Genomic DNA, 13,617 nt, shown 5'->3' on the forward strand with positions numbered 1-13,617 from the left:
CCCAGCCCGATGCAGCCCAATTTCGACGGCGTTCTGTTCTTCCCCGTCACGCCCTTCACCGAGACCGGCGCGGTCGACCTCGACCTGCTGGCCCGCCACGTGGCCAAGGGCGTCGACGCCGGCCCCGGTGGTGTCTTCATCGCCTGCGGCACAGGCGAATTCCACGCGCTGGAGCCGCAGGAGTTCGGTGACGTCGTCCGTACCGCCGTCGAAACCGTCGCAGGCCGCGTCCCCGTCTACGCCGGCGCGGGCGGATCCGTCGCCCAGGCCAAGCTGTTCGCCACGTCCGCCAAGGACAACGGCGCCGACGGTCTGCTGCTGCTTCCCCCGTACCTCGTCGAGGTGCCCGACGCCGGCCTGGTCGCCTACACGCGCGAGGTCGCCGCGGCCACCGATCTGCCGGTGATCGTGTACAACCGCAACAACGCCCGCTACACCGAGGCGTCGGCGGTCGAGGTCGCCAAGATCCCCAACGTCATCGGATTCAAGGACGGCACCGGCGATCTCGACAAGGTCGCGCGCATCGTCCGCGCCGTCACCGAGAAGGTCGACGAGGACTTCCTGTTCTTCAACGGCCTGCCCACCGCGGAGACCACGCAGCAGGCCTACCGTGCGATCGGTGTGCCGCTGTACTCGTCGGCCACCTTCGCCTTCGCCCCCGACCTGGCGCTCGCGTTCTACAACGCGCTCGAATCGGGCAACGATGCATTGGTGAACGCCCTGTCCGCCGCGTTCTTCCACCCGTTGGTGCGGCTGCGCGACACCGTGCCCGGCTACGCCGTGTCCCTCGTGAAGGCCGGCGTCGCGATGGAGGGCATCCCCGCCGGTCCGGTCCGCCCGCCGCTGGTCATGCCGACTTCCGCTGACCTCACCGAACTGCACTCGATCATCTCCGCCGGACGCGCCGTGCTGGCCGACGCGCTCGCCCAGGCCCGCTAGTCATGCCGCCCAGCCGGATTCGCATCACCGGCGCCCGAATCACCCCGGTTGCGTTCGTCGACCCGCCGCTGCTCAACACCGTCGGCGTGCACCAGCCGTACGCCTTGCGTGCGATCATCCAGCTCGACACCGACGCCGGACTCGTCGGCTTGGGCGAGACCTATGCCGACTCAACACACCTCGTCCGCTTGCAGGCCGCCGCCGATGCGATCACCGGGCTGGACGTGTTCTCGCTCAACATGATCCACGCCGCCATTGCCGACCGGCTGCGCGGCGACAACGCGGCCGTCGGCACCGCGGGCATGATCACCACCGCCAGCGCGGTCGATCAGGTCTTCTCGCCGTTCGAGGTGGCCTGCCTCGACATTCAGGGCCACGCCACCGGACGGCCCGTCAGCGATCTGCTGGGCGGCACGGTCAGGAACACGGTGCCGTTCAGCGCCTACCTGTTCTACAAGTGGGCCGCACATCCCGGCCAGGAGCCCGACGCGTTCGGCGAGGCGCTCGACCCCGACGGGCTCGTCAAACAGGCCAAGCGCATTATCGACGAATACGGCTTCAGCGCAATCAAACTCAAGGGTGGGGTTTTCGCTCCCGAGGATGAGGTGGCGGCCATCGAGGCGCTGCACCAGGCGTTCCCCGATCACCCGCTGCGGCTGGACCCCAACGCGGCATGGACGCCCGAGACGTCGCTGAAGGTGGCCTCGAGCCTGTGGGACATCCTCGAGTACCTCGAAGACCCGACGCCCGGCCTCGACGGTATGGCCGAGGTCGCGAAGCAGGCTCCCATGCCGCTGGCGACCAACATGTGCGTCGTCGCATTCGACCAGCTTCGGCCAGCCGTGGCGAAAGGCTCGGTGCGCGTGGTGCTTTCCGATCATCACTACTGGGGTGGCCTGCAGCGCTCGCGGCTGCTCGCCGGCATCTGCGATACGTTCCAGCTCGGGCTGTCCATGCATTCCAACTCCCACCTCGGCATCAGCCTCGCCGCGATGGTGCACCTCGCGGGCGCGACCCCGAACCTCACCTACGCATGCGATACGCACTGGCCCTGGAAGGTCGAGGAGATCGTCAAGCCCGGCGTGCTGGAGTTCAAGGACGGCGCCGTGGCTGTGCCGACGACACCCGGTCTGGGTGTCGAGATTGACGACGACTCGCTGGCCGCGCTGCATGAGCAGTACGTCCGCTGCGGCATCCGCGACCGCGACGACACCGGCTACATGAAGACGATCGATCCCAGCTACGAGTTCGTCAGCCCCCGTTGGTAGCGCCTAGCCGGCGGTAGCCCCGGGAGCGCGGACCACCATCGGCACGGCGGGGAAATACCGCGCCATCTCTGACCGCGCTTTACGCAGGGCCGCGGTGCCGTAACCGTGCTTCCGATGGTCGGGGTGAATCCAGATCCGCACGTTCACCTCACCGCCGACCAGTTCCCCGAACACCATTCCGACGGTCTGCGTTCCGATTTCGGCAACCAACCACACCGCATCCTCGGCGCTGATCCGTCCGAGAGCCGAGCCGATCTCGTCGTCGAGAGGGCCCGCCGCACCGCCGGAGCCGTCACCGGCAGCACCCACGTCGGTCGTCCGGACTCCGAAGAGGTCTCGGTCGATCTCGCCGGAGAACGCCCGCAGCTCGAGATGCTCTCCCGAACTCTCGGGCCGTTCCATCAGGGTGAAGGTCAACCGGCTGTTCAGGTCCTCGAGTTCCGCAGCGATCTTGCGCCGGGAGTCTTTGGTGAGCCGATACATCGGCATCCCCACCACCGCTTCGGCGCCCAGCTGCGTGGTGCCGAGCAGTGCAGCAACCGCCTCGACGGCCGCGCCGCGATTGTCGGCATCGACGATCACATCGAGCACCTCGTGTCGGCGGTCGAGCGCAGCGATCAGGGCGTCGGTGATCTCGCGGCGCGAGGCAGCGTGATCGTGGTCATTATCAGCCATGGCGCCAGCGTAAACGCCGGGCGTCAGATCCGCGGACTACAGCGACGAGCGGCCGCTCGCACCTGGCTTCGGGTGGTTCCACGGCGAGACGTTCCGGCATATTTGTATGACTCGGACCGCTCTCGCGTCGTTCGCTCGTTGACTTTCAGCTAAGCCAGTCATACATTCAGTGAATTCTGTCGTCTCAGCCCCGGACAGGTGGCCTCATGACCGTCGACGTGCTTTCCTCCAACGTTTTCGAGGCCGGGTTGCCGTCACTGGCCTATGACGTCGACGAAACTCCCGCCGAGGTGTTCCCGCGAATTCGCGCTGCGCAGGCACAGGCCCCGATCGCGATCGGACCGTTCGGGCCCGAGATCCTCTCCCACGAACTTGTGCGGACGGTGTTGCGTGACCCGCGCTTCACGATCCCGCCGGGCATGAACCTGATGGTGCAGGGCATCAACTCGGGACCGTTATGGGACAAGATCGTCAACAGCCTCCTCGGCCTCGATGGCGAGCCGCACCGCCGCCTGCGCAGCCTGGTGTCCAAGGCGTTCACACCCAAGGCCAGCGCACGGTTGCACGACACCATCGTCGAGGTGATCAACGACCTGATCGATCATGTGGCCGCCGAAGGGCGTTGCGACATCGTCACGGATATCGCCCGGCCGTACCCCGTGCCGATCATCTGCGCCCTGCTCGGCGCCCCGCGTGAGGACTGGGAGCAGTTCTCGCTGTGGGCCGACGACATCTTCACCGCCTTCACCTTCAGTCCCGACGGCATCGACCAGGAATTCGTCATGCACGCGTGGAACGAACTCGATGACTATGTCGACGAGATGGTCGCGCGGCGCCGCCACAACCCGACCGACGATCTGCTGTCTGATCTGATCCGTGCGGAGGACGAAGGCGATCGACTCAACGCCGCCGAACTACGGATGCTGGCGGGCGGCCTGCTGCTCGCGGGCACCGACACCACCCGAAATCAGCTGTCGGCGTCCATCGACGTGCTCGTCGAGCATCCCGACCAGTGGGCGCTGCTGGCCGAACACCCCGAACTGGCGGCAGGCGCCGTCGAGGAGACCATGCGCCATTCGCCGATCGCGTCCGGCACGCTTCGCCTCGTCACAGACGACACCGAGCTGGCTGGCCACGTGTTCCCCGCCGGAACGCTGGTGCTTGTCAATACCTATGCGGCCAACCGGGATCCGGCCATTTGCCACGATCCCGACCGCTTCGACATCAGTCGGACCGACGCGCCCGCGGTGCTGAGTTTCGGCGGCGGCGTCCACTACTGCCTGGGGGCGAATCTGGCCCGCCTCGAGCTTGCCGAGGCCCTCCGAATCGTGACCCGCCGAATGACCAAGCCGACACGCAGCGGACCGGCGCCGTGGAAGCCGATGATGGAGTTGAGTGGGCCGACGACGCTTCCGATCGAGTTCTGCCATGGCTAACCGCGGCTGGTCCGGCGATCCTCCGGCGACCGACGAGGAGGCGATCGACCGCATTCTCGACGTGGCCGACGCGATCATCGCCGAGCGTGGGTCCGCGGTGCGCATCGCCGACGTCGCGCGCACGCTCGGTGTCACCCGACAGACCGTCTACCGCTATTTCCCGGGCACCGAGGAGCTGCTGCTGGCCAGCGGAATGCGCACGGCCGACGGCTTTCTCGACCAACTCGCCGAACACACCAGGGGGTTGACCGAGCCCGCCGCGGCGATGGTCGAAGGCATCGCCTTCGCCGTCGAGCGACTCGCCGAAGATGCGCACTTCGCCAATCTGCTCAGGAACGGCAACAAGAGCGGGGCGGCCGTCTCGCTCACGTCCGACACCTCCAAGGCCTTCAGCCGCTCGATGCTGCACCGGTGCGACGTCGACTGGGAGAAGCACGGTTACGACGAGGCGGCGCTCGACGAGCTCGCCGAGTTGGGGCTGCGCACGTTCCACTCGATACTCGTCGACCCCGGCGACCCCGCGCGTGACGGTTATGCCCTGCGCCGCTTCATCTCTCGATGGTTGGGCCCCGCCATCGTCTACCCGCGGCTGACCCAGGTCATGGAGGCGCTGCAGCCGGTCGGCACACGAGCGAAACGCAGCCGGCCTACAGCTGCGTCGTGACCACACCGCCTAAACTAATGCACCATAGGCACGCAAATTGCGTGTAGTGATGCAAGGAGTGCATCGGTGTTTTCACTGGCCCGCCTGTCCTGCTTCGTCGCCGTCGCCGAGGAACTGCACTTCGGTCGCGCCGCCGAACGCCTACACATGACCCAGCCGCCGCTGAGCAGGCAGATTCAGCAGCTCGAGAGCGAGCTCGGCGTGCAGCTCATCGACCGCACCACCCGGACCGTCACCCTCACGCCCGCCGGCGTCGCGTTCCTCCCCGACGCGCGACGCATCCTCCAACTCGCCGAGGGTGCCGCCCAGACCGTCAAGCGCATTCCCGAAGGCGACCTCGGCACCGTTGTCGTCGGATTCACCGCGGCCTCCGCCCATGTCGTGTTGCCGCGTCTGCTCAGCGCCGCCCGCGAGAAGCTGCCCGACGTGAAACTCGACCTGCGTGAGATGGTGACGGCCGTTCAGCTCGACGGCCTGATGAGCGGCGAACTGGATCTCGGCATGGCACGCCCGCCGGTGAAGCGGCCCGGGTTGGTCTCACGTCCGCTGCTGCACGAGCAGCTGATCGCCGCGCTTCCCGAGGAACATCCGCTTGCCGGCCTGAACCGTCAGTTGACGCTGAACGATCTCGACGGACAGGACGTCATCATGTACTCCCCGATTCAGGCAAGGTATTTCAACGAACTGCTGATCAGCACGTTCACCATCGCCGGGGCATCGCCACGCTATGTGCAGTACGTGACGCAGGTGCACACGATGCTGGTGCTGGTACGCACCGGCATCGGCATCGCGCTGGTTCCGGCGTCGGCGGCGACGCTGCATCCCGACAACGTCGTGTTCCGCACCATCGGCGCGTTCCGCGAGCGCCCGGTCGAACTCGACGCCGTCTGGCGCGGCGACAGCAGCAATCCCGCCCTGCACCGTCTGCTCAGAGATGTTCTGCCGCAGCGGGAATGGACGACGGACAACCTCGTTGAAGATGTGCTGAGCTAGTAGTTCATCCCGGTATAGACCTCGTTGAGGACCTTCGGCAGCAACGCGTTCGCGGTCGTGGCGCCATCGGGCGACAACGTGAGGTTCGTCCAAATGACCAGCGTCACATCGTTGTCCGGATCGTGGCCCATGAACGAGTTGAAGCCCGGCAGCTCGCCGCCGTGGTAGTACATCTGCGCGGTTGGACTGTAGCGCTGATATGAGATTCCGTATCCGTACATCTGCCCGCCGGGTGAGTCCGGATCCTCGATCTGCAGGCTGTCCAACCACTGCTGCTGATAATCGGCGTTGAACACCTCGCCCGATACCAGCGCCTTGATCCACGTAGCCAGGTCGTCGGCCGTGGAGATGGCTCCGCCCGCCGCGGTGGCGTACGACGGGTTCTGATAGGTGTAGTCGATCGGTTTGAGTGCACCGGAACGCATTTCGGCTTGCATCTCTGCCGGGTACGCGATGTCGGCCAGCGCGTACTTGCTCTCGCCGTACATGTAGCCGTGTGCGTAGGGCGCCGGAATCGACGTGTCGTCGATCGCCGGTAGCGACGTCTGGCCGATGCCGACCGGGCCGAACAGGCGTTTCTTGAACTGTTCGGCAAGCGGACGCCCACCGACCTTCTCGGCGATGACACCCAGCACCACGTAGTTGGTGTTGTCGTACATGTACTCCGCGCCCGGAGCGAACTCCCGGGGATGGGCGAACGCGATCGCCAGCGCCTCTTGCGGCGTCCAGGCTTTCACCGGATCGGAGTCGAGGGCTTCGGCGAGTTCGGGTGCTTCCGTGTAGTTGTAGAGGCCGCTGCGCATCTTCAGCAGATCGGCGATCGTGGTCTTGTCACCGTCGGGCACGTCGGGAACGTATTTCGACACGGGATCAGTGAATTTCAGCTTGCCGTCCTGCGCGAGCAGCACGATGAGCGCCGCGGTCAGTGTCTTGGTGTTCGACGCGATCCGGAAATGCGTACCCCCGGCGGGCGGCCTCTGCGCGCCGAGCTCGGTCGTGCCGACCGCCGCTCGATATTCCCCCTGGGGGGTCCGCAGAACCACCATCGCGCCGGGCACGTAGAGGTCCTTGGCCGCCTTCTCGACGGCCGTTTGGAACGCCGCGGCATCGATGGGCTTGAGCGCCGGGTTGGCCGTCGTGGTCGTCTCGGATGCCGTCGTCGACTCCGACGACGAGCAGGCGCCGATGACGAGGCCCACGCACATCGCCAGTGACGCGACCCGAACCGTTGCCTTCATTGCCGCACCCTAGGTCTTGAAAGTCAGACGCGCGCGGGAACGGCCGCACGCGACTCGAAGCGCGGACGGGTCACAACGTCCACCACTCGGTGCAGCCACGGTGTCCGGACGGGCCGCCACACATGCCGGTGCTCGGCCGGCCACGCGTACGCGGGTCCGCCGTCGTCGACCAGCGATAGCAGACGTGGCTCACCCAGCAAGCGCGCCGACATCGCATACAGCGCCTCGGCCCGCGGCGCGATCACCCCGACGTCGACCATGCGAAACACTCTGTTCTCGCTGTCGATAATCTCTTCGATCGTCACGTTCTCGATCGGGTAGCTCACGGGCAGCACATCTTTCATCGACAGCAGCGCCTGCGGTCCGCGCGCCCGCGGATGGCCGACGAGCGTCGCCACGGGCGCGAACCGACCCAGCGCGAGGTTTGCGTCGAACACCAAAGCATGCGCATAGAGCACCCGCACCAGAACCACATTCATGAAGAACCGCTCGGCCAGGCCTTCCCGCTCGGCCAGCTCGGCGTGCGCGAGATAACCGGCCACGACGCTCGCGTTGTGGGCCAGGTACCAAGACCGCGCCGACGGCGCGCGGAAGAAGTCCACCCAGTGCTGAACCGTCGGTCGCGACGCCACCACATCCTCACGCTCGACCAGAAGCTTCGCCTCGAGGGCGTCGCGCAGCAGATCCTCGTTGACCGCACGCCACCACGGGCTGCCCGGCACCCCGGCGTCCAATGCATTGAGGACACCCCGCGACTGCTGCCACCGCATGAACGCCACCACCGCGCGCCGGTACGGGCGGAAGGGCCGCCGCGCACCGCGAAGCGCATACGTGTCACCGGCCAACCGAATGCGCGCCGCGGGATCGTCGCGCACCGCGGCGACCATCCGCGAGGCTTCCTGGGCGGCGGTCACGTTCTGCTCCTCTCGTCGAATGTGAACACGATTCACATCAGATGATGTTAGCGTTGTAAACATGCCACGTCCAGTGGAAATTCCCGATCCCGAAAAGTCATCCCCGCACGCCAAGCGGGGCGCCTACCACCACGGAGATCTCAAGCGCGCACTGACCGATGCGGCCTTGCAGTTGGTTCAGGAGAAGGGCCCGAAGGGTTTCACGCTGCGCGAGGTCGCCCGGCGCGCGGGCGTCAGCGCTGCCGCGCCCTATCGACACTTCGCCGACAAGGCACAGCTGCTGGCCGCCGTGGCCACGCAAGGGTTCGTCCAACTGCACGAGGCGTTGGATGGCACGGTCGCGGCCAACGACGACCTCGCCGAGCAAGCACTCGCGATGGGCAGGGAGTACGTGCGATGGGCCGTCACCCATCCCGACTATTACCAGGTGATGTTCGGTGCCGAACTCGACAAGACCGAGAGCCCCGAGGTGGTTGCCGCCGGGATACGTGCCTTCGACGATCTACTCGACACCATCGTGCGGTGTCAGCAGGCCGGACTGCTACCCGCCGGCGACCCACGCGCGACCGCAGGCCCCATTTGGTCGCTGCTGCACGGCATTTCGATGCTCACGATCGGCGGCGAACTCACCCACGTCGGCATCGACGAGGAAACCGAGGCGCTGACGGAACGTTCGCTGCGCCAGATGATGTTCTGACCGCCCGATTCCGCTCTCTTAATGTTTACTCAGAGATGTTCTGCCACAAGGGGAATAGGCGTCCTCGATCGAAAAGAGACGTGGTGAGCAGGGCTGATGCGTGCTAGCGTCGACGCATGCGCTTGAAAGCAAAGACTCTCGTCGCCTCGGGCGGTTTGCTGCTGTCGATGGCCGCAGGCGCCGGAACGGCGTCTGCACAGGATCTCGGCCCGCTCCTCAACACCACCTGCACGTATCCGCAGGTGATCGGGGCGCTCTCGGCTCAGAACCCAGCCGCTGCGGGCCAGTTGACCGCCTCGCCCTCGACCGTCGCCATTGTCCAGCAGTACCTCGTGTCGCCCCCCACCGAGCGCCAGAAAATGCTCTCGCGACTGCAAACGCTTCCGGGCGCCGCACAGTACGTCGGCCTCCTGTTGGGCGTCGCAGGAACCTGCAACAGCTTCTGACTCGCGGAGCGGCCGCCTACGCCGGCCCGGTGAGGTTGCCCTCGCGGATGTCTCTGCGGCACTCGATCCGGGTCTTGCCCGTCTCACCCACGCACACCCGCACCTGTTCCTCGATCCCCGGCGGGTACACCTCGTCGGTCGGACCGGGAGTGGCGGTCGGATTCGGTACGGGGCCTTGGTAAATCGACCATAGCTGGTCGCCGGTCGACGGCAGTCGCGAGCAGTACGCCTGCTGGCCGGTCGGAGCGACACCCGCGGAGCCCAGCGGATCGCAGTCCGCACCGATGCGCACCACCGGCACGACCGGGGCGCTCGTCGGAGCCGACACATCAGCGCTGGCCGCCGGACGTTGGGGCGCCGGCTGATCCCGATTCGCGATGGTCACCCCAACCGCGATCGCCGCGCCGCCGAGCACCGCGGCGACGCCCGCTGCCAGCAGTCCGAGCCGCAACCGGCTCGATCCGCCGTTCTTCATGTGCTTGTTCCGCCGCCCCGACGCGGGGGCCGACATCGTCGGATCGGTGGCTCCGATCTGCTGCGCCACCTCAGACAGGCCGTGAGCCATCGCCTCGGCGAAGTCGCTGCAGGAGTCGAAGCGGTCGCCGGGCGCCTTGGCCAGCGCGCGCTGGAACGCGGGGCCCAATCCGGACAGTTCGGGGATGCGGTCGCCGATCGACGGCGGGCTCGCCGTGAGGTGATTGCTGATGACCACCGCCGGGTTGTCGTGCTGGAACAACTGCTGGCCGGTGAGAAGGTGGAAGGCGGTCGCGGCGAGCGCATACTGGTCGGCCCGGCCGTCGAGCGGCTCGCCCATGAGCTGCTCGGGCGCCGCGTAGGCCACCGTGCCGACGGTCATGTTGGTCGCCGTCAGATCCGAGGTGTCCGCGTTCGAGCGTGCAATGCCGAAGTCCGCGAGCAGCGCGCGACTGAAGGTGGAATTCGACTGGGCCAGAAGGATATTCGACGGCTTGACGTCGCGATGGAGCAGGTGCTGCTGGTGCGCGTAGTCCAGCGCGTCGGCGACGCCCGACACGATCCGCACGACGTCCGCAGGCGGTAGCCCACCGCCCTGATGTTCGGCGAGCAGCCGCGCGGCGTCGGTGCCCTCCACGAAGTCCATCGTGATCCAGAATTGCCCGTTGTACTCGCCGCGGTCGTGCACTCCGACGATGTTCGGGTGCCACAGTCGCGCAACGAGGTCGGCCTCGCGGTTGAAGCGCTCGAGATATTCGCGGTCGGTGGTCAGCTCGACCGGCAAGATCTTCAGAGCGTCGCACCGGGGCAGCCGGGGGTGCTGGACCAGATACACCTCGCCCATGCCGCCGGCGCCCAGTTGGCGCACGACGGTGTACCCGGCGAAGACGTCGCCTTCGGCTAGCGGCATGGCGCCACGCCCCACATGGTGCCGCTATCGCCGTTTCGCGCCATCCGCAAACCTTCGCACGAACGCGTGCCGCGGTTGCTGTGGGGGCTACTTCGACGCTGTGACCGGCATCGGAACGGGCGTGACGAGCCGGCCCGACTCCAGGAAGCTGTCCAGGTTGCGCAGCGTGAGCTGCTCCATCGCCGCTCGGGTTTCGACGGTTCCGCTGGCGACGTGCGGCAGCACGACGACGTTGTCCATCGACAGCAGCGCCTGCGGCACGTTCGGCTCGTCGGCGAAGACGTCCAGGCCCGCACCCGCCAGCCTGCCGTCCACCAACGCCGAGACCAACGCCTCCTCGTCGAGGACGCTGCCGCGCGCGATGTTGATCAGGTATCCGCGAGACCCGAGCGCATCGATCACCTCGCTGCTGACCAACCTGTTGGTGCCGGCTCCACCCGCGGCCGCGACGACCAGCACGTCGACCCCGGCGGCCAACTCGGCCGGCGACCCCATATACGTATACGGCGCACCCTCGACCTCATGCCGATTGTGGTAGGCGATCGTGCAACCGAAAGCGCTCAGTCGCTTGGCGATTGCGCTGCCGATACGGCCCAGACCGATGATCCCGACGCGGGTGTTGCTCACCTGGCGCGTCAGCGGATAGCTGCCGTCGACCGGCCACCGGCACGCCCGCACATAGCGGTCCGACGCCGAGAACTGCCGCAGCGTGTCGATCATCAGCCCCACCGCGGTGTCCGCCACGCAGTCGGTCAGCACATCGGGGGTATTGCTCACGACCACCCCGCGCTCGGCCGCCGCGTCGACGTCCGTCGTGTCGTAGCCGACGCCGAAGTTGACCACAGCACCCAGGTTGGGCAGCGCCGACATCAACTCCGCGTCCACGCCGGTGCGACCCGACGTCACCACGGCGCGGATCTCATGGCCGTGCTCGGCGAGGAAATCGGCAGGATCGTCGGGTAGCACGTATGCCGCGTAATCGTCCTGCAGCGTCTGCGCCAACGACGGCTTCAGCGGGCCAACCTGCAGTACCGCGCGAGTGCTCATAGTGGTGCCCACGCTACGACGACCTGCGGATACCCGTCCAACATTCAATTCGCATGGACTTATATCGAAAGCGCATCAGTGATGGATCGTTGGCCGCCTCGGGGTATCGGACCATCGCCAGGTGGGCTAAAAGACCAGCTCATCAGGTCTTTCCAAGACTGTCATAGAGTCGGACGATCGTCCCAAAATCACCCGATTCGGCCATTTGACCGGGGTTGACGCTGTCGAATCGGCGTCCCTACCGTGTGGTTGCGATCACAAGTCTCATCCACATACGTGGACGTCACTCCAGCAGCCCGGGAGGATCGAGGATTCAGATGTTTTCAAGAGCATCACGCCCGTCCACGCTTCGACACCAGGTGCTGGCTGTCGCTCTCGCGGGAGTCACCGTGGCCGCCTCCGGCTGTACCGTCGCCAACTCCCGTCACGGCGGCTACGACCCCAACACCCTGCGCATCGTCCTCGCCCAGGAGCCGCCGACCCTCGAACCCTGCGAGAGCTCGCTGACCTCCACCGGCATCGTCGTCCGCTCCAACATCACCGAACCGCTCATCGAACGCGACCCCAACACCGGCGACCTGCAGCCGCTGCTCGCCACCGAATGGCGCCAGACTTCGCCGAACCAATGGACGTTCACGGTCCGCGACGGCGTCACCTTCTCCAACGGCGCGCCGATGACCGCCAAAGACGCGGCCTACTCGATCGACCGGGCCGTCAACTCCGATTTGAACTGCAACGTCGACGGCTACGTGTTCGGCGACGAGAAGCTCGAGCTCGCGACCCCGGACGACAGCACCCTGGTGGTGGGCACCAAGACGCCGGATCCCATTCTCCCGCTGCGTATCTCGTTCGTCGAGATCGTGCCGACCGGCACGTCCATGACCGAGAAGGTCCGCGAGCCCATCGGCACCGGCCCCTACGCCATCGACGGCTGGGAGTACGGCCAGAAGCTTTTCCTCGAGCGCAACGACACCTACTGGGGCGAGAAGCCCCCGTTCGCCAGGGCCGAATATCAATGGCGCAGCGAGGGCAGCGTCCGCGCCGCGATGATCACCAACGACGAGACCGACATCGCCGTGAGCCTCGGGCCCGAGGACGGCGCCGAAGATCTCGGTGTCCCGTTCCAGAACAACGAGACCACCGCCCTGCGCATGCAGGCCACCGAGGCGCCGCTCAACGACATGCGCGTGCGCCAGGCCATCAACTACGCCGTCAACCGCGAAGGCATCGTCAAGGCGCTGTTCCGCGGACTCGGCGATCCCGCCTCGCAGCTGATCCCATCCGGCGTCGTCGGATACAACGCGGATCTGCCGCTGTGGCCGCACGATCCCGACAAGGCCAAGCAGCTCATCGACGAGGCCCGGGCTGACGGCGTGCCCGTCGACACCGAGATCCGTCTCATCGGCCGCACCGCGCAGTTCCCGAAGATCAGCGAGACCATCGAGGTGTTGCAGAGCGAGTTCTCCGAGATCGGCCTGAACGTGAAGATCGAGATGATGGACACGTCCAACCAGCTGCTGTACCAGCTGCGGCCGTTCCCCGAGGGCGCCGGTCCCTACGTGCTGATGATCATGCACGGAAACCAGGCCGGTGACGCCGCGTTCACCATGGATCAGTACATGCTGTCCGACGGCGCACAGGCTTCCTACGGCACACCGGAATTCGACAAGAAGATCCGTGCCGCCGAGGAGCTCACCGGCCAGCAGCGTCAGGAGGCCTTCGCGAAGCTGTTCGCCGAGGAGCCGCAGGAGATCATGAGCATGGCCTACCTCGCGCATATGAAGGGCATCCTCGGCAAGTCGCCCCGTGTCGACTACACCCCCAACTCCGCCACCGGTGACGAGATGCGGCTGGCCGAGATGACGCCCGCCGGCTCGACCACCCCGACGGTTGCCCAGTAGTAAGGAAACCTGCCC

13 protein-coding genes are annotated in these 13,617 nt (G+C 66.5%); 8 read left to right on the forward strand and 5 right to left on the reverse strand.

Going from position 1 to position 13,617, the window contains the following annotated elements:
• Nucleotides 1-9: 9 nt before the first annotated feature.
• Together BST47_RS22955 and BST47_RS22960 are read left to right on the forward strand one after the other, a co-directional pair.
• Nucleotides 10-939: a 5-dehydro-4-deoxyglucarate dehydratase gene (locus BST47_RS22955; RefSeq protein WP_083127974.1), complete on the forward strand. Its 930-nt coding sequence runs from the start codon at nucleotides 10-12 to the stop codon at nucleotides 937-939.
• A gap of 2 nt (nucleotides 940-941) precedes the next feature.
• Complete coding sequence (locus BST47_RS22960; RefSeq protein WP_083127976.1) at nucleotides 942-2,207, forward strand: glucarate dehydratase family protein; 1,266 nt, start codon at nucleotides 942-944, stop codon at nucleotides 2,205-2,207.
• 3 nt (nucleotides 2,208-2,210) lie between these two features.
• Here BST47_RS22960 and BST47_RS22965 read toward each other — a convergent pair whose 3' ends face one another.
• The gene (locus tag BST47_RS22965; protein ID WP_083127978.1) at nucleotides 2,211-2,882 is read right to left on the reverse strand and encodes a GNAT family N-acetyltransferase; all 672 of its coding nucleotides are present in this window, start codon (nucleotides 2,880-2,882) and stop codon (nucleotides 2,211-2,213) included.
• A gap of 206 nt (nucleotides 2,883-3,088) precedes the next feature.
• Between BST47_RS22965 and BST47_RS22970 the strand changes: the two genes are divergently transcribed.
• The 3 genes from BST47_RS22970 (at nucleotide 3,089) to BST47_RS22980 (ending at nucleotide 5,975) form a co-directional block, all read left to right on the forward strand.
• Nucleotides 3,089-4,318, forward strand: a complete 1,230-nt coding sequence (locus BST47_RS22970; RefSeq protein WP_083127979.1) for a cytochrome P450 — start codon at nucleotides 3,089-3,091, stop codon at nucleotides 4,316-4,318.
• Nucleotides 4,311-4,982, forward strand: coding sequence for a TetR/AcrR family transcriptional regulator (locus BST47_RS22975; RefSeq protein ID WP_083127980.1), 672 nt, complete (start codon nucleotides 4,311-4,313; stop codon nucleotides 4,980-4,982). The genes BST47_RS22970 and BST47_RS22975 overlap by 8 nt, the downstream gene beginning before the upstream one ends.
• A gap of 66 nt (nucleotides 4,983-5,048) precedes the next feature.
• The gene (locus BST47_RS22980; protein ID WP_083127981.1) at nucleotides 5,049-5,975 is read left to right on the forward strand and encodes a LysR family transcriptional regulator; all 927 of its coding nucleotides are present in this window, start codon (nucleotides 5,049-5,051) and stop codon (nucleotides 5,973-5,975) included.
• Here the strand turns inward: BST47_RS22980 and BST47_RS22985 are convergent.
• Both BST47_RS22985 and BST47_RS22990 read right to left on the reverse strand, forming a co-directional pair.
• Nucleotides 5,972-7,213 carry a serine hydrolase domain-containing protein gene (locus BST47_RS22985; RefSeq protein WP_083127982.1) on the reverse strand — a complete coding sequence of 414 codons (1,242 nt, stop codon included), beginning with the start codon at nucleotides 7,211-7,213 and terminating at the stop codon, nucleotides 5,972-5,974. The genes BST47_RS22980 and BST47_RS22985 overlap by 4 nt on opposite strands.
• Before the next feature lie 23 nt (nucleotides 7,214-7,236).
• Nucleotides 7,237-8,127 (reverse strand): hypothetical protein, encoded by an 891-nt coding sequence (locus tag BST47_RS22990; protein ID WP_234809835.1) that lies wholly within the window; start codon nucleotides 8,125-8,127, stop codon nucleotides 7,237-7,239.
• Nucleotides 8,128-8,188: 61 nt separating this feature from the next.
• On the opposite strand from BST47_RS22990, the gene BST47_RS22995 reads away from it, so the two are divergent.
• Both BST47_RS22995 and BST47_RS23000 read left to right on the forward strand, forming a co-directional pair.
• Nucleotides 8,189-8,824: a TetR/AcrR family transcriptional regulator gene (locus tag BST47_RS22995; protein WP_083127983.1), complete on the forward strand. Its 636-nt coding sequence runs from the start codon at nucleotides 8,189-8,191 to the stop codon at nucleotides 8,822-8,824.
• Nucleotides 8,825-8,940: 116 nt separating this feature from the next.
• Complete coding sequence (locus BST47_RS23000) at nucleotides 8,941-9,270, forward strand: hemophore-related protein (RefSeq protein ID WP_083127984.1); 330 nt, start codon at nucleotides 8,941-8,943, stop codon at nucleotides 9,268-9,270.
• A 16-nt stretch (nucleotides 9,271-9,286) separates the two neighbouring features.
• On the opposite strand, the gene BST47_RS23005 is transcribed toward BST47_RS23000, so the two are convergent.
• The gene (locus tag BST47_RS23005) at nucleotides 9,287-10,654 is read right to left on the reverse strand and encodes a serine/threonine-protein kinase (RefSeq protein WP_083127985.1); all 1,368 of its coding nucleotides are present in this window, start codon (nucleotides 10,652-10,654) and stop codon (nucleotides 9,287-9,289) included.
• A gap of 87 nt (nucleotides 10,655-10,741) precedes the next feature.
• A complete protein-coding gene (locus BST47_RS23010) occupies nucleotides 10,742-11,701 on the reverse strand; it encodes a 2-hydroxyacid dehydrogenase (RefSeq protein ID WP_083127986.1) in 960 nt (319 codons plus the stop codon).
• A gap of 317 nt (nucleotides 11,702-12,018) precedes the next feature.
• Here BST47_RS23010 and BST47_RS23015 point away from each other — a divergent pair, with 317 nt between their 5' ends.
• Entirely contained in the window at nucleotides 12,019-13,602 is a 1,584-nt protein-coding gene (locus BST47_RS23015; RefSeq protein ID WP_083127987.1) for an ABC transporter substrate-binding protein, read from the forward strand.
• Nucleotides 13,603-13,617: the final 15 nt, after the last annotated feature.

Source organism: Mycolicibacterium tusciae (assembly GCF_002086795.1).
In the GTDB taxonomy this organism is placed as follows: Bacteria; Actinomycetota; Actinomycetes; order Mycobacteriales; family Mycobacteriaceae; genus Mycobacterium; species Mycobacterium tusciae.

Coding starts and splice junctions, on each gene's coding strand:
- BST47_RS22955 (WP_083127974.1), top strand. CDS start 10: ATGCAGCCCAATTTCGACGGCGTTCTGTTCTTCCCCGTCACGCCCTTC.
- BST47_RS22960 (WP_083127976.1), top strand. CDS start 942: ATGCCGCCCAGCCGGATTCGCATCACCGGCGCCCGAATCACCCCGGTT.
- BST47_RS22965 (WP_083127978.1), bottom strand. CDS start 2,882: ATGGCTGATAATGACCACGATCACGCTGCCTCGCGCCGCGAGATCACC.
- BST47_RS22970 (WP_083127979.1), top strand. CDS start 3,089: ATGACCGTCGACGTGCTTTCCTCCAACGTTTTCGAGGCCGGGTTGCCG.
- BST47_RS22975 (WP_083127980.1), top strand. CDS start 4,311: ATGGCTAACCGCGGCTGGTCCGGCGATCCTCCGGCGACCGACGAGGAG.
- BST47_RS22985 (WP_083127982.1), bottom strand. CDS start 7,213: ATGAAGGCAACGGTTCGGGTCGCGTCACTGGCGATGTGCGTGGGCCTC.
- BST47_RS22995 (WP_083127983.1), top strand. CDS start 8,189: ATGCCACGTCCAGTGGAAATTCCCGATCCCGAAAAGTCATCCCCGCAC.
- BST47_RS23000 (WP_083127984.1), top strand. CDS start 8,941: ATGCGCTTGAAAGCAAAGACTCTCGTCGCCTCGGGCGGTTTGCTGCTG.
- BST47_RS23005 (WP_083127985.1), bottom strand. CDS start 10,654: ATGCCGCTAGCCGAAGGCGACGTCTTCGCCGGGTACACCGTCGTGCGC.
- BST47_RS23010 (WP_083127986.1), bottom strand. CDS start 11,701: ATGAGCACTCGCGCGGTACTGCAGGTTGGCCCGCTGAAGCCGTCGTTG.
- BST47_RS23015 (WP_083127987.1), top strand. CDS start 12,019: ATGTTTTCAAGAGCATCACGCCCGTCCACGCTTCGACACCAGGTGCTG.